Origin of the sequence: Sphaerisporangium rubeum (assembly GCF_014207705.1) — a bacterium.
GTDB lineage: Bacteria > Actinomycetota > Actinomycetes > Streptosporangiales > Streptosporangiaceae > Sphaerisporangium > Sphaerisporangium rubeum.
This window is the reverse complement of sequence record NZ_JACHIU010000001.1, coordinates 2,139,212-2,157,500: the sequence shown is the minus strand read 5'-3', so window position 1 is coordinate 2,157,500 and position 18,289 is coordinate 2,139,212. Positions and strand designations below refer to the sequence as shown.

The window sequence follows — 18,289 nt, the reverse complement described above, 5'->3', positions numbered from 1 at the left end:
TTAGCAGGGTCGCGGCGGTCGTCGATCCAATACGGGTCACGATCGCCGTCCGCCCCTTCCGGCGGCGGGGCCGTGGCAAGCAAAGTGGCAAGTGCAACAGGCGGATGCGTACGCGAGGCCGAGATGTGAGCGAGGCGACGGCGTGAAAGAACGAGCGGTACCCCGGGCCCTGATCGTGCTGCTCACCGGTGCGGCCGCCATCGTGATCCTCGCGGGGATCCAGGCGGTGAGCTCCATCGTGGGGCCGCTTGTGCTCGCGCTCGTGCTGACGGTCGCGGTCGATCCGATCCGTGACCGGCTCGCTCGCCGGGGTGCGCCGCATTGGCTGGTGGTCGCGGTGCCGTTCACGGTGGTCATGGTGGTGTTGTTCGCCATGGTCGGTGTGCTGACGGTGGCGGTGGCGCAGCTGGCGGCGCTGGTGCCGGACTACGGTCCGCAGTTCGCTCGGCTGACGCAGGACATGCAGAGGCTGGCGGCCGAGTTCGGGGTGGCGCCTGAGCTCAGCAAGGCGATCCAGTCGCTCGACCCCGGCAAGATCTTGACGTTCGCTCAGGCACTGCTGACCAGTCTGATCGGAGTGCTGTCGGGACTGCTGCTCATCGTGATCCTGCTGCTGGCGATGAGCCTGGACGCGCCGATCGTGTCACGGGTGCTCGACGCGGCGGCGGCGGAGCGGCCGGCGTTCGTGGCGGCGCTCGGCACGTTCGCGCACCGGGTGCGGCGCTATCTGCTGGTGTCCACGATTTTCGGGATCATCTGCTCGGTGCTCGATGTGGCGGCGCTGTACGTCCTCGGTGTGCCGCTGCCTCTGCTGTGGGGGGTGCTCGCGCTGATCACCAACTACATCCCCAACATCGGGTTCGTGATCGGCCTGGTCCCGCCGGCGTTGCTCGCGTTGCTGACCGGCGGGGTCCGGTCGATGATCCTGGTGATCGTGGCGTACATGGTGATCAACTTGGTGGTGCAGTCCTTCATCCAGCCGAAGTTCCTCGGCGACGCGGTGGGGCTGACCACGACGGTGACGCTGTTGTCGTTGATCGTCTGGGCCACGGTGCTCGGGCCGCTCGGCGCGTTGCTCGCCATTCCGCTGACGCTGCTGACCCGTGCGTTGCTCATCGACAGTGATCCGGCCGCCAGGTGGTCGGGAGCGCTGGTCTCGGGGGAGATTCCGAAGGCCCGGGAACCGAGCTCGCCGGAAGGCTGATCAGGACGTCGCGGCGCGCGCCGGCGCGCGCACCGGTTGGCCGGTGTTCGTGACGTCGACGACGCCTCCGGTGCGGCGCGCGCCCCAGGGCAGCGCGGCGAGCAGGACGGGGAGCAGCACGATGGAGCTCATGGCCCAGGGTGCGTGCAGTTCGGCCCACAGTGTGGCGCTCTGCGTGATGTACAGATATCCCAGCGCGGCCCATGTGCTCGTGCCGATGATCACCGGCCAGGCGAACCGGGTGGGTCTCGCCACGAGGAACGGCATGAACCACAGCAGGTACTGCGCGCCGAGCCGCGGGGTGACGATCATGAAGGTCAGCAGCAGCGCGGTGGTGAGGTCGACCGGGTCGGCGCGGCGCCACAGGATGCCGACGATCAGCAGGCTGCCGTAGATCATCCATTGGCCGTACCGCGCGAGGCCGGCGTCGAGGGTCCAGTCGCCGCCGACGGCGATGGCCGTCCAGCCCCATTCGCCGATGATGGGCCGCACGTCGCCGATGGTCTTGATGACCTCGGGGAGCTGGGACAGCGAGGTGCCGGCGCCGATCGGCAGGGTGGCGAGGAAGAACAGCGGCGGCACGCCGGTGGAGATGAGGCCGTACAGGCGGGTGCGCAGGTCCGGCAGGAAGAGCAGCATGCCGGGGACCAGCCAGATGGGCCAGCTCTTGGCGCACAGCGCGAGGCCCATGAGCAGGCCGGCGAAGATGGCGTTGCGCACCGGCCGTGAGGTCCTGGCGTTGCGCGCGACGACGAAGGCGGCGACGCCGAAGACGAGGGACACCGGCTCGACCTGGCCGTGGATGGACGCCACGAGCAGGGCCAGCGGGTTGCAGGCGTACTGGAAGGCGCGCAGGCCGGCGTCCTTGCCGCCGGCGAGTTTGCCGACCAGGGGGATGAGGATGATGTCGGCGACCACGGTGACCAGGCGTCCGGCGATCTCCCAGGGGATGTTCAGCCAGAGCAGCAGCCCGTAGATGTAGGGGATGGTCGGCAGGAAGTGCCAGCCGCCGTTGCTCTCCAGCACGGGGTCCTTGTGGGCGAGGATGGCCTCGCCGGCCGGTTTGAAGCTGTTGACGAAGTCGACCGGCTGCCACGTGCTGATGACCGCGAGGATCATGACGGCCACGCGGAAGCCGATGCCGACGGCGAGCGCGACGGCGAGCGACGGCTTCCAGCCCCTCCACTGAGCGAGGAGAGCGAGCACGACACCGGTGACGAGGAGAGACCCCGTGAGGATTGCGTTGTCCATGACGGTCCCTAGCCTGCCGGACGACGGGCCAAACCGACCACTCGGCCAGCAAGATTGCCATCATCTATCCAGAATTGGTCGGTCAAGGAAGCCTTGCGAGCTTTTTGATGGGCTTCGTCATGCTGTGTACGGCCCGCGCGCTCCGTGGGGGGTCGAAGGCGCGCGGGCCGTACGGTCCGGCGGCCGGGACGGCGGGTGAGCGTCCCGTGAGGGGTCAGAATCCGGCGGTGATGGAGGTGAACTGCCAGTCGTTCTGGGAGATGCCGCTGCACGCCGCCTGCACGCCGCCGCCGGCGCAGCCGCGGTCGCGGTTGACCGACCAGAAGGCCAGGCGCGCGAGGCCCCGGGCCTTGGCCCAGTCGCGTATCTGCGTCCAGGTGGCCGGGCTGGTGAGTTCCTGCTGGTCGGACAGGCCGTTCATTCCGGAGATGCCCATGTGCGCGTAGGCGGTGGCGTCGGACCAGCCGAAGGCGGTCTTCAGCGCGCTCTTCAGGCCCTCGGCGGCGTTGACGGTGCTCTGGTACATGTTCGCGCCGCCGCCGAAGTCGAACGGCATGATCGTGTAGACGTCGATGTTCGCGCCGAGCGCGGCCGACTGGTTGATGAGGCGGGTCCCCCACCAGCTCGGCCCGGAGGTCGTCGTGCCGAACGTGATGATCGTTTTGATGCCGGGGTTGTTCTGCTTGACGATCTTCAGCGCGTTCAGGACGCGGTCCTGCACGGCCTCGTTCTCGAACTCGTCGGTGTTCTCGATGTCGATGTCGATCATCTTGAGGTTGTACGCGTTGATGACCTGCTGGTAGGCCCCGGCGAGCGCCTGCGCCGACGAGCAGTTCGGCCCGAGCTTGTTTCCGCTCCACCCGCCGAACGACGGCACGATGTCACCGCCGGCCGCCTTGATCTGCGCGATGGTGGACGCGTCCACACCGCCCTGGAGCGGACGCTGGCCGTCCCACGCCGGGGTGCAGCCGCCGCCGGACAGGATGAACGCCATCGTGAACCACTTGACCCCGGTCGCGTTCATGACCGTCACGGGGCTCGGCGGGTTGCCCCAGCCGAGGTACAGGTACGGTGCTCCCTTGCCGCCGGGCTGCGGGTTGGTGCAGCCGGTCGTGGTGCCGGTGACCGTGCCACTGGCCGGCGACTCGCCGGCGGAGTTGTAGGCCCGCACGGTGTAAGTGTGCGTGGTGCAGGTGCCGAGTGAGCCGATGGTGGCCGTTGTGCCGGTCACGGTGGCGCGCAGGGTGGTGCCCTCGTACACCCGGTATCCGGTGACGGTGCCACTGGACGCGGTCCAGGACAGTGAGATCGAGGAGTTGCCTGTGGCGGTGACGACAGGGGTGCCGGGGGTGCCCGGAGCGCCGGGGGTGCCGCCGCCTGAGCACGGAGCGCCGTTCAGGGTGCAGTTGGCGGGGGTGCCGAAGTTGCCGGGGCTGCCGTTGAAGCCGAAGCTGACGCTGGCGCCGGGAGCGAGGGTCGGGGCCCAGCTCGGGTTGGTGAAGCTGAAGCGCTGGCCGTTCCTGGTCATGACCGCGTCCCAGGCCGTCGTGACCTGGTAGCCGGAGGGCAGGTCGAACGCCACGGTCCAGCCGTTCATCGTGGTCGTGGTGCCGTTGGTGATCGTGTACTTGCCTTCGAAGCCCGAGCCCCAGTCCTGGGGCTTGGTGAAGACGGCGGTGGCGGGTGCCGCGAGGGCCGGTGTGCCCGTCAGGACGAGTACGGCGGCCGCGGCGACCATGGCCGCGACGCACAGTCGGATGTACCGCATGAAAGCTCCTCGGGGGCCGGCCCGGTGGGGGTGCCGGTGCCGGCGGTGGGGGGTGCCGGCCGTGCGGGCCGGAGAGGAAGTCGTACGTGACGGTCGCCTGCGACTATCTTTTAGGAAAGTTTCCTAAGAGTTGCGCCGATCGTAGCCCCGTCCTCACCACGCCACAAGACCCAAACTGCTCACTTTTCCGCGAGACAGGATGTCCTTACACACACCGGACGATCGGTACATTCGCCCGGTAGAGGGAGGCGGCACCCTCGTCCCCCCTCTTTGCCGATATATGGTGATGAGCTGTTCCTCAGCGCAGAGCAGGCGGCACATGTTCCTCGGCATCACCAACATCTGGGCCTACACCCTCGGGGCCTTCCTGATCATCTTGCTCCCCGGCCCGAACTCCTTGTTCGTCCTGTCGGTCGGCGCACGGCGCGGTGTGCGCGCCGGGTACCGGGCCGCGGCCGGCGTCTTCCTCGGCGACACGGTGCTGATGGCGCTGTCCGCCGCCGGCGTCGCGTCGCTGCTGCGCTCCACGCCGCTGCTGTTCACCATCGTCAAGTACGCCGGGGCCGCCTACCTCGCGTGGATCGGCCTCGCCATGATCAGAGGCGCCGTGCGTTCGCGACGGGAGACGGCGGCCGTCACCCCGGTCACCGACGCCTCCGACCCGTTCCGCAAGGCGCTGACGATCAGCCTGCTCAACCCGAAGGCGATCCTGTTCTTCGTTTCGTTCTTCGTGCAGTTCGTGGACCCCGCCTACGGGGCACCGGTGCTGTCGTTCCTGGTGCTCGGCGCGATCTGCCAGTTCTTCAGCGTGCTGTACCTGTCGATGCTGATATTCACCGGCGTGCACCTGGCCGTCCAGTTCAGGCGCCGCAGGCGGCTGTCCGCCGGATTGACCTCGTGCGCAGGCGCGCTGTTCCTCGGCTTCGGCGCCAAGCTGGCGACCGCCGGCCTCGGTTAGCTCGGCGGGGCCGGCGTCTCGCGGTTGGCCTTGAGCGCGACGCTGACCAGCGACAGGAACATGTCGACGTCGGTCTGGTCCTCGATCTCGATCCGGACCCAGCCGTCGGCGTGGCCCTGGGTGACGCGGTTGGACGCGGCGAGGACGCGGGCCCAGCGGTCGATCACGGGACTGGTCAGCAAAAGCTCGGCCGTGTGGTCGCCGGGCATACGAATGATCTCCCGGCCCATGGTGCGGAACCTGACGGCATTGCGGGTATGGATCACCACGAGATCGGGCCAGCGCGCGAGCTGACCGGCGACGTCGGCCACGCACGCGGCCGACCGACCTGTGCGTGAAAGCACTGCCATGCCTTCATGGTCCCGGTACGCTCCCTATCTGGAAACCCTCCGTTTCCGAACCGTTATTCGATGTTCAACCATTTCAGAAACGAGAGGCGTCACCGCAGGTCAGCAGACCGACCGTTCATCACCGCCGTCACCCCGCGCGACAATGAGGGTGCGCCGTCCACCGGGACACCGGCCTGAGGTGTGAGTAATGCGATCATTCACGTGTTTCGCCCTAGTTTTGGCAATGCGGTCGCGGGGTAGTCGGCCAAGCCCTAGCGTCGGTCTTCCGCCATTCCTGGGAGAAGCATGAGCACCCCGACCTTCACCCTCCCGCGGATCACCGCGTTGATCAGGCAGGCCGTCCCCCGGCTTCTCGAAGGCGTCGTCGCCCCTCTCGCCGTCTTCTACGCGGCGCTCGCGCTGCTCGGGCTGGACGGCGCGCTGATCGCGGCCGTCAGCTGGGTGTACGCGGGGGTGGGCTGGCGGCTGGTCCGGCGCAGGCCGGTGCCCGGCACGATGGTGCTCGCGGCGATCGCCATCACGGCGCGCGCGGCGCTCGGCTGGTGGACCGGCAGCGCCGTCGTGTACTTCCTCCAGCCCGAGCTCGGCACCATCTGCATCAGCATGGCGTTCCTCGCCTCGGTGCGGCTCAACCGGCCGCTGGTGCAGAAGCTCACGCTCGACTACATCCACCTGCCGTCCACCGTGCTGCGGCACGAGCGGATGCGCCGGTTCTTCGCGCGTATCACGCTGCTGTGGGCCTTCGTGCTGCTGGCCAACTCCACGGTCAGCATCTACCTGCTGCTCCACCAGTCGATCGGCACCTACCTGCTGGTGCGCACCTCCGTGGTCGCCGTCATCAGCGGCGTCGCGGTCGCCGTCTCGATCTACGCGTTCCGCCGCGTGCTGCGCCGTCTGCACGAGCCGGCCGCACTTCCCGCGGCCTAGTCACGACATCTGGGCGATCTCCGCGAAGCACGCCAAAATGGTCATCCCCTGCGGAGAGGATGGCCATCATGGGATGCGCGCTCGTCACCGGCGCGTCGCGAGGGATCGGCGCGATCATCGCCGAGCGCCTCGCCGCCGACGGCTGGAAGGTCGCCGTCAACCACTTCACCGACCCCGAGCGTGCCGAGGCCGTGGCCGCCCGCATCGGCCCCGCGGCGCATGTGGCGCGGTTCGACGTGACCGACGAGGACGAGGTACGGCGCGGCGTCGCGGCCGTCGAGGCGGTGGCCGGCCCGGTCGAGGTGCTGGTCAACAACGCCACGGGGCCGCACCCGATGATCCCCCTCGCGGAGCAGACCTGGGAGGACCACCTCGGCCAGCTCCGCTACTTCGTCAAGGCGCCGCTGCAGCTCCTGCACGCCGTGCTCCCCGGCATGCGCGCGGCGGGTACCGGCCGGGTCGTCAACATCGGCAGCGAGGTGACCGACATCGGCAACCTGGAGTTCGGTCACTACGTCTCGGCGAAGTCGGCGATGCACGGGCTGACCCGTTCATGGGCACGTGAGCTCGGGCCGTACGGCATCACGGTCAACACGGTCGCGCCGGGCTGGATCCCGGTGGAGCGCCACGAGGGCCTGGACACCGAGTGGTACCGGGAGCAGGTGCCGCTCGGGCTCGTCGGGGTGCCGATGGACGTGGCGGAGGCGGTCGCGTTCCTGGCCTCTCCTCGCGCGCGGTTCATCACCGGCCACCGGCTCACCGTCAACGGCGGGAACACGATGACCTAGGCGGGACGGCGTCGCCGGCGGGCCCGCGGCCGGTCAGGTCGCGGGCCCGCTCCTGTCATGACCGGGGTCGTTCACCAGATTTCATTCTCCGTTGATTTCATCAGTTGATGAGTTTATTGTGGGTAAGAACCCGGCCGCGGGCTCATGCAGGAGGCCGCCGCGTCTCCCCCGCCACGCCGCGAGGAGCGACCATGATCGAGATCCGGAGCCACCGAGGAGAGACCGGCCCTGCCCCCGAGCCCGCCGGTCCGCTCGTGCTCGACCTGCGGGACGTCGCGGCCGACATGCTGCCGCTGGCCGGCGGCAAGGCGGTCAACCTCGGCGTCCTCATCCGCGCGGGGCTGCCGGTCCCACCCGGCTGCTGCCTCACCACCGAGGCGTACGGCCGGGTGGCGGCGTCGGCCGGGCTCGACGACGTGCTCCGCGACCTCGCCGCCACCCCGCCGGACGACACCGCCGCGCTCGCGGAGCTGGCCGGCCGGGCCCGCGCGCTGATGCTCGCCGCACCCGTGCCGGACGACATCGCCGCCGCCGCGCGCGGCGCGGCACGCGGGCCGGTGGCGGTGCGGTCGTCGGCGACCGCCGAGGACCTGCCGGACGCCAGCTTCGCCGGTCAGCAGGACACCTACCTCAACGTCACCGGGCCGCACGCCGTGCTCGACGCGGTGCGGCGCTGCTGGGCCTCACTGTGGACCGACCGGGCCGTGGCGTACCGCGCGGCGAACGGCATCGACCACGGCGCCGTGCGCCTGGCCGTGGTGATCCAGGACATGGTCCAGGCGCGGGTGGCCGGGGTGATGTTCACCGCCAACCCGGTGACCGGCCGGCGCGGCGAGACGGTGATCGACGCGGCTCCGGGGCTCGGGGAGGCCGTGGTGTCCGGCGCGGTCAACCCCGACCATTACGTGGTGAGCCCACGCGGGCTGATCACCACCCGCCGCCTCGGCGACAAGACCGTCGCGGTCCGTCCCCTGCCCGGCGGCGGCGTGGAGCACGTCCAGGGGACCGGGACCGAGGAGCCGTGCCTCGGCGACGCGCAGGTGATCGCGCTGGCGGAGCTCGGCCGGCGGGTCGAGACGCACTACGGCGCGCCGCAGGACACCGAGTGGGCCGTCGACGAGGACGGCCGCCTGTGGCTCACCCAGGCGCGGCCGATCACCACGCTGTACCCGCTGCCGCCGGAGCGCGTGGGGGCCGATGGGCTGCGGGTGCTGTTCTGCTTCAGCCTGGCGCAGGGGCTGCACCGGCCGATCACCCCGATGGGGGTGTCGGTGTTCCAGGAGCTCGCGACAGGCGTGCGGGAGCTGTACGGCGTGCGGCCGGCCGCCGATCCGGTGGTCGCCGTCGGGATGCGGGTGTTCGCGGACGTCACGGGGGTCATGCGCAGCACCGTGGGACGCAAGGTCATGCCGAGGGTGTTCGACCTGATGGAGGCCAGGTCCGCCGTCGTCGTGCGCGGCCTGTTCGGCGACCCGCGGCTGTCGGTGTCGCGGCGCTCGGCGCTGCCGGCGATCCGGCGCGTGCTGCGGCTGATGTGGCGGTACCGCATCCCGCCGCGGGTCGTGCGCATGCTGGCCGACCCCGAGCGCGCCGAGGCGCACGTCGCCGAGGTGGGGGAACGGCTCGGCGCGATGCTCGCGGCGCCTTCCGCCATGAAACCCGTGCAGCGGCTGGACCACGTGGAGCGGGTCCTGCGGCATCTGGCCACGCTGGTCCCCTCCCTGTTCCCCTCCCCCGGCGCGGGCCTGGTGTCGCTGGGCCTCGCCGCGCGCCTGCTGCGCGGCAGGACCCGGCCCGGTGAGCTGCAGACGGTGCTGCGCGGGCTGCCGCACAACGTCACCACCGAGATGGACCTCGCGTTGTGGCACGCCGCCACCCGGATCCGTGCCGACGAGGCGTCCGCGCGGGCCCTCGGCGGTCCCGGACTGCCTGATCCCGTCGCGTTGCCGCCGGTGCTGCGGCGCGAGCTGGACGGGTTCCTCGCCAGGTACGGCCACCGGGCCGTCGCGGAGATCGACGTGGGGGTGCCGCGCTGGTCGGAGGACCCGGCGCACGTGCTCGGTGTGCTGGCCAACTACCTGCGGCTGGACGACCCGGCGCTCGCCCCCGACGCGGTGTTCGAGCGGGGTGCGCGTGAGGCCGAGGCGACGGTGGAGACACTCGCACGGCGGGCCGGGGGGTTGCGCGGCCGGGTCGTGCGGTTCGCGCTCGGCCGCACGCGGATGCTCGGCGGCTACCGCGAGACGCCGAAGAACTATCTGATCGTCGCGCTGGCCGAGGTGCGCGGCCACCTGCGGGCCGCCGGGGCCGACCTGGCCGGCCGCGGGCTGCTCGACCAGGCGGACGACGTCTTCATGCTGACCCTTCCCGAGGTCCGCGCGGCCCTCGGCGGCGCCGACCACCGCCTGCTGGTGCGGGATCGCAGGGCCGAGTACGCGCGGGAGTCGCGGCGCAGGCACATCCCGCGGATCCTGCTGTCGGACGGCACCGAACCCGAGGCGGTGGCCTCCGCCGCACCGGCCGCCGACGGCTCGCTGACCGGCACACCGGCGTCCCCGGGGACGGTCACCGGGGTCGCGCGCGTGGTGCTCGACCCGGTCGGCGCGCACCTGGCACCCGGCGAGATCCTGGTCGCGCCGTCCACCGACCCCGGCTGGACGCCGCTGTTCCTCACCGCCGGCGGCCTGGTCATGGAGATGGGTGGCGCCAACTCGCACGGGTCCGTGGTGGCCCGCGAGTACGGCATCCCCGCCGTGGTCGGCGTCGCGGACGCCACCTCCCGTATCACCACAGGACAGACGATCACGGTGGACGGCACCTCAGGCGCGGTGCTGTTTCCCGGCGACGTGACGACAGATCGGTAAAATGGTGGGATGCGGGGGATCGGGGCGATCGTGCTCGTACTCGGGGTCGTGGCGGCCGGCTGCGCCGGCGCGCCGGGCTTGGCCGACACCACCCGCATCCTCAACGAGGACGGCGCCACGCTGAGCCGTATCGATCTGGCGGCCAAGCACGTGGCGTCCGCCGAGGACGCCGGCGGCTGTCCGGCCGGCTCGCGCCGCGCCGTCTACACCCTCACCGGCGACCTCGCCTCCGGCGGCACCGCCGCGGGAGTGGTCTCGGCCCTCGCGTCGGAGTTCCAGCGCATGGGCTACCAGGAAGGCGAGGGCCCCGGCGACCGGTTCGGGGTGAACGTGAGCGTGCTGGAGAAGACCTCGCTCGGCATCACGTTCACCGTGACGCTGCGCGCGGACCATCCCAACGTGGAGATCACCGGCCGCACCGGCTGCCACACCTCTTGACCCGCGGTCGCGGGTCAAGAGGTCCTCGCGGCTAGCCGGTGAGCCAGTGGGTCAGCCAGTCGGTGACCGCCTCGATGTAGGCGATCTTGTTGGCGGTGCGGACGGTCTCGTGGCCCTCGTCGTCGAACAGCAGGTAGCGGCAGGGGACGCCGCGGGACGTGGCGGCGGCCACGACCTGCTCGGCCTCGTAGACCGGCACGTTGGTGTCCTGCGCTCCGTGGACGACGAGGAGCGGAGCGGTCAGGCGGTCGAAGGAATGGATGGGGGACAGCGCCTTGAGCAGGTCGCGGTCGGCCACCGGGTCGCCGTACTCGCCGACGGCGGCGGCGGCGATCCACGGCTCGGTGAGCGCGTAGAACGTCGCGAAGTCGGCCATGCCGCAGACGTCCACGCCGGCGCGGAACAGCTCGGGGTAGGTCACCAGCGCGGCGAGCGTGAGGTAACCGCCGTAGGAGCGGCCCATGCAGGCGACGCGCTCACGGTCGGCCACTCCGCTTTCCACCAGGTAGGCGACCGTGTCGGCGACGTCGTCGATGGCGTGGAACCGCAGCGCGTGGTTGTCGGCGTCCTGGAACGCGCGGCCGAACCCCGAGGAGCCGCGGACGTTGGGGGCGAGCACGCTGACGCCGGCGGCTACCAGCCGCTGGAACAGCGGGTTGTACGTGGGCCGCTCCTGGCTCTCCGGCCCGCCGTGCAGCCAGATCACGCACGGCATGGGTCCGGGTGCGGCGCGGTACAGCCACCCGGTGAGCTCCAGGCCGTCGCGCGCGCCGTACCGCACCAGCTCGGCGTGCGGCGGGTCGGCGAGCGGCGCGTCCCCCGCGACCCGCAGGTAGGTGCCGGCGGTCACGTCGCACAGCAGCACATGGGACGGCGTGCTCGGCGACTCGGCCGCCAGCACCGCGAGCGACCCGTCCACCGACAGCCGCACCGAGCCGATCACCTCGGCCGGCGGCGCGGGAAGCTCGCGGGTGACCCCCTTCACCAGGTCGGCCACCGTGAGCTCCGACCGGCCGGCGACGTTCCACGCCAGCAGCGCGACCCGGCCGTCGTGGCTGACCGTGAACCGGTCCAGCTCGGCGTCCGGCCGTTCCGCCACCACCACGGGGGCCTCGCCGGCGCGCAGCGCGATCAGCGCGGCCCGGTCGCGGCCGGCGTTGGACCGCACGTAGGCGACCTCGCCGTCCGGGGACAGCGCGCCGAGGTCGGTGGTGGGGGGCAGCAGCAGCCGCTCACGGCCGAACGGCAGGTCGGCGACGGTCATCTCGCGCATGCCGCGCGGGCCTTTGCGCAGCAGGGCCGTGCGGCGGTCGTGGCTGACGGCACTCGGCCACATCAGGTGGCCCGAGGCGATGGTGTCACGGTGGCCGAGCTCGGCGTCGATCAGCACGGCCTCGGTCATGCCGGTCGGTGTGAGCTCGGCGACCAGCAGCGTGTGGCCGTCGCCGACCCAGCGGACGAACACGGCCGAGCCGCGGGCCAGCGGGCGGTCGGGGCCGGCCAGCAGGCGGCGGTCGCCGCCGTCCGGCCGTACGGCCCAGACCTGGGTCAGCTCTCCTCCGCCTGGCGCCACCTGGACGGCGAGCCACCGGCCGTCGGGTGACCACAGCACGTTGGTGACCGGCTCGGGACCGGTGTCGATCACCTGGGCCGCTTCCGGCCCGAACCCTCCCTTGGAAAACCGTGCCGAGGACACCTGTCCGTTGTGACCAGTGCGTTGCTGGACCCATACCCGAGGGGTTCCGTCGCGGTCGCACACATAAGCGATCGCGTCGTTCTCCGGGGCCAGGGTCGGATGCCGGCAGATCCACGAGACGTCTACGTCAGACTCCTTGCGCTTGCAGCCACAGTTCCAGGAGACCAAGTTGCCACAAAGCGTTGGCTCCGAGGGTGGTTCTGTGCGCATCGGGAGCGGCGAGCAGTTTCTCGACGGCGGCGGGCTGGAAGAGCCCTCGTGAACGCGCCGCCGGTGAGGTGAGAGCGTCCCGGACGAGCCGCAGGAACGGCCCGTGGATGTGCCGGATCGCCGGCACGGGGAAGTATCCCTTGGTCCGGTCGATGACCTCGTCGGGAACCAGTCCGCGTGCCGCCTCCTTGAGCACACCCTTGCCGCCGTGGGCTAGTTTGAGCTCAGGCGGACAGGAGGCGGCGAGTTCCACCAGTTCGTGGTCGAGGAACGGCGTGCGGGCCTCCAATCCGAAGGCCATCGTCATGTTGTCGACGCGTTTGACCGGGTCGTCCACCAGCATGACCCTGGTGTCCAGGCGTAGCGCCGCGTCCAGTGCCGTCTGCGCACCCGGCGCGGCCAGATGGCCGCGGACGAAGTCGAAGCTGACGTCCTCACGCACGAGATATTCCGGCCGCAGAATGCCGGCGAGGTCCTCGTGCGACCGGTCGAAGAACACCTTGGCGTACGCGTCGGCGACGTCGTCGCGCGCGACGGACGAGAGCGGCGGATACCAGTCGTACCCGGCGAACACCTCGTCGGCCCCCTGTCCGGACTGCACGACCTTGACGTGCTTGGAGACCTCCTCCGACAGCAGGTGGAACGCCACGCAGTCGTGGCTCACCATGGGCTCGCTCATCGCGCACACGGTGTCGGTGAGGGACGGCAGCAGCCGCTGGTCGTCCACCATGATGCGGTGGTGGTCGGTGCCGAACCGGTGCGCGATCAGGTCGGAGTAGGAGAACTCGTCCCCCGACTCGCCGCCGGCCGCGGTGAAGCCGACACTGAAGGTCGCGAGGCCCCGTTGTCCCTCGTCGGCGAGCAGCGCGACGATCAGGCTGGAGTCCAGGCCGCCGGACAGCAGCACCCCCACCGGCACGTCGGCGACGGTGCGGCGGCGCACGGCCACGCGCAGCGCCTCGCGCACCGCGTCCCGCCAGTCCTGCGGGGACGGCGGCGGGCCGTCCGGACGCGCGAACGGCGGCTGCCAGTAGCGTTCGTCGTGGGTGGCGCCGTCCGGCTCGACGGTGCGGACGGTCCCCGGCGGCAGCTTCTCCACGCCGGTCAGGATCGTGCGCGGCGAGGGGACCACCGAGTGGAACGTCATGTAGTGGTGCAGCGCCACCCGGTCGATGTCGGTGGACACGCCGCCGCCGGCGAGCAGCGCCGGCAGCGCCGAGGCGAAGCGCAGCCGGCCGGCGTCCCTGGTGACGTACAGCGGTTTGATGCCGAGCCGGTCGCGGCCGAGCACGAGCCTGCCGGTGGCGCGCTCCGACACGGCGAACGCGAACATGCCGTTGAAACGGTCGACGCAGCGGGCCCCCCAGTGCCGGTAGGACTTCAGCAGCACCTCGGTGTCGGAGCCGGAGAAGAACCGGTAGCCCTCCCGCACCAGTTCCTCACGCAGCTCGCGGTAGTTGTACAGGCAGCCGTTGAACACCCCCGCGAGGCCGGCGTCGGCGTCCACCATGGGCTGCGCGCCGCGCTCGGACAGGTCGATGATCTTCAGGCGGCGGTGGCCAAGCGCGACCGGCCCGCTGGACCAGACGCCGACCCCGTCCGGGCCGCGGCGCGTCATGGCGTCGGTCATGCGGGCCACCGCGGCGACGTCGGCGGCCCGGCCGTCGAAACGGATCTCCCCCGTCAGGCCGCACATCAGGCGGACTCCTTCATCAGCCAGGTGTCCTTCGCTCCGCCTCCTTGCGAGGAGTTGACGATCATGCTGCCGGCCGGTGCGACCCGGGTGAGAGCGACCTGCGGCACGACCGCGGTCTCCCCCAGGCAGACGAACGCGCGCAGGTCGATGACGTGGGGCCGCATGCGCTCACCGTCGAACGTCGGGTGGGTGGACAGGCCGACCGTCTCCTGCGCGACCCACCGCTCGGGTGCGGCGAGGATCTCGTCGCGTACGGCCGCCAGCTCGGCCTCGGAGGCGTACCTGCCGATGACGACGCCGTGGCCGCCGAAGCCGTCCACCGGTTTGACCACCAGCTCGGCCAGCCGGTCGAGCACCTGCTCGCGGTCGTCGGGGTCACGGCACAGGTAGGTGGTGACGTTGGCCAGCAGGGGCCGCTCGCCGAGATAGTAGTCGATGAGCCGCGGCACGTAGCGGTACAGGCTCTTGTCGTCGGCCACGCCGTTGCCGAACGCGTTGGCCATGGTGACCGCGCCGCGCTCCACGGCGTCGAGCAGACCGGGGCCGATGGGTCCCGCCAGCAGCTCGTCCTCGTGGATGCGGCGGTACAGCACGTCGACCCGTTCGCCGCGCGCGTGCACGACGCCGCCGCGGATCTCCAGGTCGGACGGCTCGGCGAGCACCACACCCATCTCCTCGGCCAGCATGCTGTGCTCGTAGTACGCGGGGTCGCGCGGCCCGCCGGTGAGCACGCCGACGCGCGGGTCGTCCACGGGGGTCGCGGCCTGCAGCGCCTCACGGAGCAAAGCGGCGGTGCCCTCGGGGTCGTTGATCATCGTGCGGTCGAACTCCGGAATGGTGTGCAGCGCGAGACGGCGGTTGGCGACGCCGTACCCCATGCCGGACGGGACCCGCAGGTTGTCCTCCAGCACCATCCAGCGTCCCGCGCCGTCGCGGGCCAGGTCGAGCCCCGCCACGGTGCACCTGATGGCGCGGGGGTGCACGCGGCGGCCCGACGGCCGGTATCCGGGGGACTCGTCGACCACCCACGCCGGCAGCACCCGGTCGTGGATCACCTCGCGGCGGCCGTAGACGTCGCGCACGAACGCCTCCAGCGCGCGGACCCGCTGCGGCATGCCCTCCTGGATGCGCTTCCAGTCGTTCGCGGCGATCATGCGTGGCACGAGGTCCACCGGCATCTTGTCGCGAGGCTCCTGGCCGTACGCGCGCATGCCCTCGGCGCGGAACAGCATGCCGGTCTCGTCCATGTAGCGGTCGCGTTCGGCTTCGCGTTCCTTGAGCTCCACCGGCCCGAGCCGGTCGATCACCCGGAACACCTCCTGGTACGGCACGCGCAGGATGGTCTCGATGACGGCCTCGTCCTTCACCGCCTCGTAGCCCTTGAGCAGCTCGGTGTCCAGGCGCGGCACCGGGCCGCCGAACGCCGGGTGCCAGCCGTCCAGCCGGGTCTCGGCGACCAGCATGTCCACCACGCCGGCGAGGTCGCCGCCGCGTTCCACCAGGCGCCGCTGCCGGGCCGCCGAGCTGCCTCTGCCGAGTGCGTCCCCGGCCAGGGAGGTGACGAGCTCCCAGTCGCCGGTGGACTCCAGCTGGGGACGCAGACCGTCCAGCATGCGCACGATGACCTGCGCGGCCGGCATGGGGGTGCCTTCCACCGGGTCGACGAGCGCGCCTTCGAGGCCGGAGCGGGCCGAGCGCCAGGTGGCGGCGCGGACCATCTCCATCGGGGTCTCGTGTGTGGGGCCGCCCTCCTCGATGGCGTGCAGCTCGCGCAGCACCACGGCGCGGAACACGCCGGCCAGCAGCACGACGTCCTCGACGCGGGGGCAGGCGTCGCACATGCGCATCTCGACGGTGGGGACGTGCGCGGACGGCCGCACATCGAAGTAGATCATGCCGGGGTCGCTGATCACCCCGGAGGCCACCAGGTCGGCCACCATGCGGTCGTACTCGGCGGCCGAGGTGAAGCGGCGCACCGGGCCCGTGGTGGGCCAGCGCAGCCACGCGAGGGTGCGTGAGCTGGCGTAGCCGCTGTCGGAGCCCATCCAGTACGGCGAGCTGGCGCTGAGCGCGAGCAGTGGCGGCAGCCACTTGGCCACCCGGTGCGCCACCTCGACGGCGAGGTCGCGGTCGGCGACGTCCACGTGCACCTGCGCGCCGCAGATGAGCTGCTCGCGGGTGAGGAGCTGGTAGTCCTCCTGCATCTGCATGTAGCGCGCGTCCGGGGAGATCTTCAGCGCCGAGGGGTCGACCAGCGGCACCGCGCCGGCCGCCACGATGCCGAGGCCGAGGCTGTCGGCGGCCTCCACCACGGTGCGCCGCAGCGCCGTCAGATCATGGCCGAGGTCCTCCAGCCGTACGTACGGACGGCTGTTGGCCTCCACCACCGACCGCTGCAGCTCCTGGGTGAAACGCTTCTCCGGCAGCCGCTGAAGCAGGTTGCCGGCCTGCGGCACCAGGTGCCGCGTCTCCAGGTCGACGACGTGGAACTCCTCCTCGACGCCGACGGCGACCGACTCCGCGAGACCCGACATCCCATCAACCCTTCGGTCCTGGACCCAGGGGGTCGCCGAAACCGGGCGAGAGCCCGGTGAACACTTGGTGTTATGTGGGGCTTCTGCCCATGAATGACCACATATGCACGTAACGGCGACGGTCTTCGCGTTGTGATTTCCCGGAAAAGAAGCGAGAAAACAGCGTTTGATCAGGAGTCGAAGCCGAGACCCAGCCGATCCAGGGTGCGCAGCCACAGGTCGCGCCGTCCCTCGTGCGCGTCGGCGCGCGCGATGGAGCGGCGGGTGAGCTGGATCACCCCCGAACGCACCGGCTCAGGCGGGAACGGCACCGGCTTCTCGCGCACCATCCGCAGGCCGGTCCGCTCGGTCGCCTCGTCCGACAACAGGTCCAGCATCACCTCGGCGCCGAAACGTGTCGCGCCGACGCCGAGCCCGGTGTAACCGGCGGCGTACGCCAGCCGGCCACGGAACGCGCGGCCGAAGAACGCGCTGAACCTGCTGCAGGTGTCGATCACCCCACCCCAGCGGTGCGTGAAGCGCACATCGGCGAGCTGCGGGAACGTCCGCTGGAAGTTGGCGGCGAGCTTCAGGAACGTCTCGTCGCGCTGGTCGTACTCCGGCCGCACCCGGCCGCCGTTGTGGTACACCGCGTCGTAGCCGCCCCACAGGATCCGGTTGTCCGCGGTGAGCCGGTAGTAGTGGAACTGGTTGGCCAGCTCCCCGACCCCCTGCCGGCCGCGCCACCCGACGCGGGCCAGCCGGTCGGCGTCCAGCGGCTCGGTGACCAGCACGTAGTCGTACACCGGCACCAGGAAGTGCCGCAGCCGGCCGAGCAGCGGCGGGAACACGCCGGTGCCGAGGGCCACCCGCTCGGCCCGCACCGTGCCGTGCGGCGTGGCGAGCTCCAGGCCCGGCCCGGCGGCGGCCAGCGAACGCACCGGGGTGTTCTCGTGGACGCGCACCCCGGCGGCCAGGCACGCGTCACGCAGGCCCCACGCCAGGCGCGCCGGGTCCAGCATGGCGCAGCCGTCGCGGTCGAACGTGCCGCCGGCGTACAGCGGGGAGTCCACCACGGCGCGCACCTCGGCGGCGTCCAGCAGGCGTACGTCCCCGCCGAGCCGCCGGGCCGCCTCCGCCTCCTCGGCGAGGCCGTCGAGCTGCCACGGCGCGGTCGCCACGTGCAGCTCGCCGGTGCGCTCGAAGCCGCAGTCGATGCCGTACCGCGCCACGGCGTCCTCGATGGCGGCGAGGTTCTCGCGGCCGAGGCGTGTCAGCAGCGGCATCTCCTCGGGCCAGCGGGCCATGCCGTTGCCGAAGCCGTGGGTGACGCTGGCGGCGCAGAAGCCGCCGTTGCGGCCCGAGGCGGCCCAGCCGACGCGGCGGGCCTCCAGCAGGACGACGTCGCGGCCGGGGTCGCGTTCCTTGGCGAGCAGGGCCGTCCACAGGCCGGAGAACCCGCCGCCGACCACGGCCAGATCGGCCGTGGTCGTGCCGGACAGAGCCGGCAGCGGATCGGGCCGGACCGGGGTGTCCAGCCAGTAGGTCTCTCGCTTGGCCCCGGCCAGCGCTTGCAGCGGTTCCACACTTTCACGTCCTTGTGCGACGCATGACTTGCTTGCCACC

Annotated in this window: 13 protein-coding genes; 6 read left to right on the top strand and 7 right to left on the bottom strand. The window is 71.3% G+C overall.

What is annotated here, in order from left to right; translation table 11 throughout:
• The first annotated feature begins 142 nt into the window (after positions 1–142).
• Entirely contained in the window at positions 143–1,204 is a 1,062-nt protein-coding gene (locus BJ992_RS09250; protein WP_184979499.1) for an AI-2E family transporter, read from the top strand.
• On the opposite strand, the gene BJ992_RS09245 is transcribed toward BJ992_RS09250, so the two are convergent.
• Positions 1,205–2,455, bottom strand: a complete 1,251-nt coding sequence (locus BJ992_RS09245; protein ID WP_184979498.1) for a hypothetical protein — start codon at positions 2,453–2,455, stop codon at positions 1,205–1,207.
• Between the two features lie 214 nt (positions 2,456–2,669).
• Complete coding sequence (locus tag BJ992_RS09240) at positions 2,670–4,223, bottom strand: cellulose binding domain-containing protein (RefSeq protein WP_184979497.1); 1,554 nt, start codon at positions 4,221–4,223, stop codon at positions 2,670–2,672.
• Positions 4,224–4,542: 319 nt separating this feature from the next.
• Between BJ992_RS09240 and leuE the strand changes: the two genes are divergently transcribed.
• On the top strand, positions 4,543–5,181 hold the full coding sequence (gene leuE / locus BJ992_RS09235) for a leucine efflux protein LeuE (protein ID WP_184987783.1): 639 nt from the start codon (positions 4,543–4,545) through the stop codon (positions 5,179–5,181).
• On the opposite strand, the gene BJ992_RS09230 is transcribed toward leuE, so the two are convergent.
• Positions 5,178–5,531 carry a luciferase domain-containing protein gene (locus tag BJ992_RS09230; protein ID WP_184979496.1) on the bottom strand — a complete coding sequence of 118 codons (354 nt, stop codon included), beginning with the start codon at positions 5,529–5,531 and terminating at the stop codon, positions 5,178–5,180. The two genes, leuE and BJ992_RS09230, sit on opposite strands and share 4 nt — an antisense overlap.
• A gap of 285 nt (positions 5,532–5,816) precedes the next feature.
• Between BJ992_RS09230 and BJ992_RS09225 the strand changes: the two genes are divergently transcribed.
• The 4 genes from BJ992_RS09225 (at position 5,817) to BJ992_RS09210 (ending at position 10,548) form a co-directional block, all read left to right on the top strand.
• Positions 5,817–6,458: a VC0807 family protein gene (locus BJ992_RS09225; protein WP_184979495.1), complete on the top strand. Its 642-nt coding sequence runs from the start codon at positions 5,817–5,819 to the stop codon at positions 6,456–6,458.
• A 68-nt stretch (positions 6,459–6,526) separates the two neighbouring features.
• The gene (locus BJ992_RS09220; RefSeq protein ID WP_184979494.1) at positions 6,527–7,246 is read left to right on the top strand and encodes an SDR family oxidoreductase; all 720 of its coding nucleotides are present in this window, start codon (positions 6,527–6,529) and stop codon (positions 7,244–7,246) included.
• 191 nt (positions 7,247–7,437) lie between these two features.
• Complete coding sequence (locus BJ992_RS09215; protein ID WP_184979493.1) at positions 7,438–10,110, top strand: PEP/pyruvate-binding domain-containing protein; 2,673 nt, start codon at positions 7,438–7,440, stop codon at positions 10,108–10,110.
• Positions 10,111–10,119: 9 nt separating this feature from the next.
• Complete coding sequence (locus BJ992_RS09210; protein WP_184979492.1) at positions 10,120–10,548, top strand: hypothetical protein; 429 nt, start codon at positions 10,120–10,122, stop codon at positions 10,546–10,548.
• 31 nt (positions 10,549–10,579) lie between these two features.
• On the opposite strand, the gene BJ992_RS09205 is transcribed toward BJ992_RS09210, so the two are convergent.
• From BJ992_RS09205 to BJ992_RS09190, 4 genes are all read right to left on the bottom strand, one after another.
• Positions 10,580–12,193 (bottom strand): S9 family peptidase, encoded by a 1,614-nt coding sequence (locus tag BJ992_RS09205; RefSeq protein ID WP_343072566.1) that lies wholly within the window; start codon positions 12,191–12,193, stop codon positions 10,580–10,582.
• A 178-nt stretch (positions 12,194–12,371) separates the two neighbouring features.
• Positions 12,372–14,150, bottom strand: a complete 1,779-nt coding sequence (locus tag BJ992_RS09200) for an N-acetylglutaminylglutamine amidotransferase (RefSeq protein ID WP_184979490.1) — start codon at positions 14,148–14,150, stop codon at positions 12,372–12,374.
• Positions 14,150–16,684, bottom strand: coding sequence for a carboxylate--amine ligase/circularly permuted type 2 ATP-grasp protein (locus BJ992_RS09195; protein WP_184979489.1), 2,535 nt, complete (start codon positions 16,682–16,684; stop codon positions 14,150–14,152). Before BJ992_RS09195 ends, BJ992_RS09200 begins: the two co-directional genes overlap by 1 nt.
• 170 nt (positions 16,685–16,854) lie before the next feature.
• Positions 16,855–18,249 (bottom strand): FAD-dependent oxidoreductase, encoded by a 1,395-nt coding sequence (locus BJ992_RS09190; RefSeq protein ID WP_184979488.1) that lies wholly within the window; start codon positions 18,247–18,249, stop codon positions 16,855–16,857.
• Positions 18,250–18,289: the final 40 nt, after the last annotated feature.

What these genes read in the sequence shown, in the direction of transcription:
- BJ992_RS09245 (WP_184979498.1), bottom strand. Translation starts at nt 2,455, where the DNA reads ATGGACAACGCAATCCTCACGGGGTCTCTCCTCGTCACCGGTGTCGTG.
- BJ992_RS09240 (WP_184979497.1), bottom strand. Translation starts at nt 4,223, where the DNA reads ATGCGGTACATCCGACTGTGCGTCGCGGCCATGGTCGCCGCGGCCGCC.
- leuE (WP_184987783.1), top strand. Translation starts at nt 4,543, where the DNA reads ATGTTCCTCGGCATCACCAACATCTGGGCCTACACCCTCGGGGCCTTC.
- BJ992_RS09230 (WP_184979496.1), bottom strand. Translation starts at nt 5,531, where the DNA reads ATGGCAGTGCTTTCACGCACAGGTCGGTCGGCCGCGTGCGTGGCCGAC.
- BJ992_RS09225 (WP_184979495.1), top strand. Translation starts at nt 5,817, where the DNA reads ATGAGCACCCCGACCTTCACCCTCCCGCGGATCACCGCGTTGATCAGG.
- BJ992_RS09220 (WP_184979494.1), top strand. Translation starts at nt 6,527, where the DNA reads ATGGGATGCGCGCTCGTCACCGGCGCGTCGCGAGGGATCGGCGCGATC.
- BJ992_RS09215 (WP_184979493.1), top strand. Translation starts at nt 7,438, where the DNA reads ATGATCGAGATCCGGAGCCACCGAGGAGAGACCGGCCCTGCCCCCGAG.
- BJ992_RS09210 (WP_184979492.1), top strand. Translation starts at nt 10,120, where the DNA reads ATGCGGGGGATCGGGGCGATCGTGCTCGTACTCGGGGTCGTGGCGGCC.
- BJ992_RS09200 (WP_184979490.1), bottom strand. Translation starts at nt 14,150, where the DNA reads ATGTGCGGCCTGACGGGGGAGATCCGTTTCGACGGCCGGGCCGCCGAC.
- BJ992_RS09195 (WP_184979489.1), bottom strand. Translation starts at nt 16,684, where the DNA reads ATGTCGGGTCTCGCGGAGTCGGTCGCCGTCGGCGTCGAGGAGGAGTTC.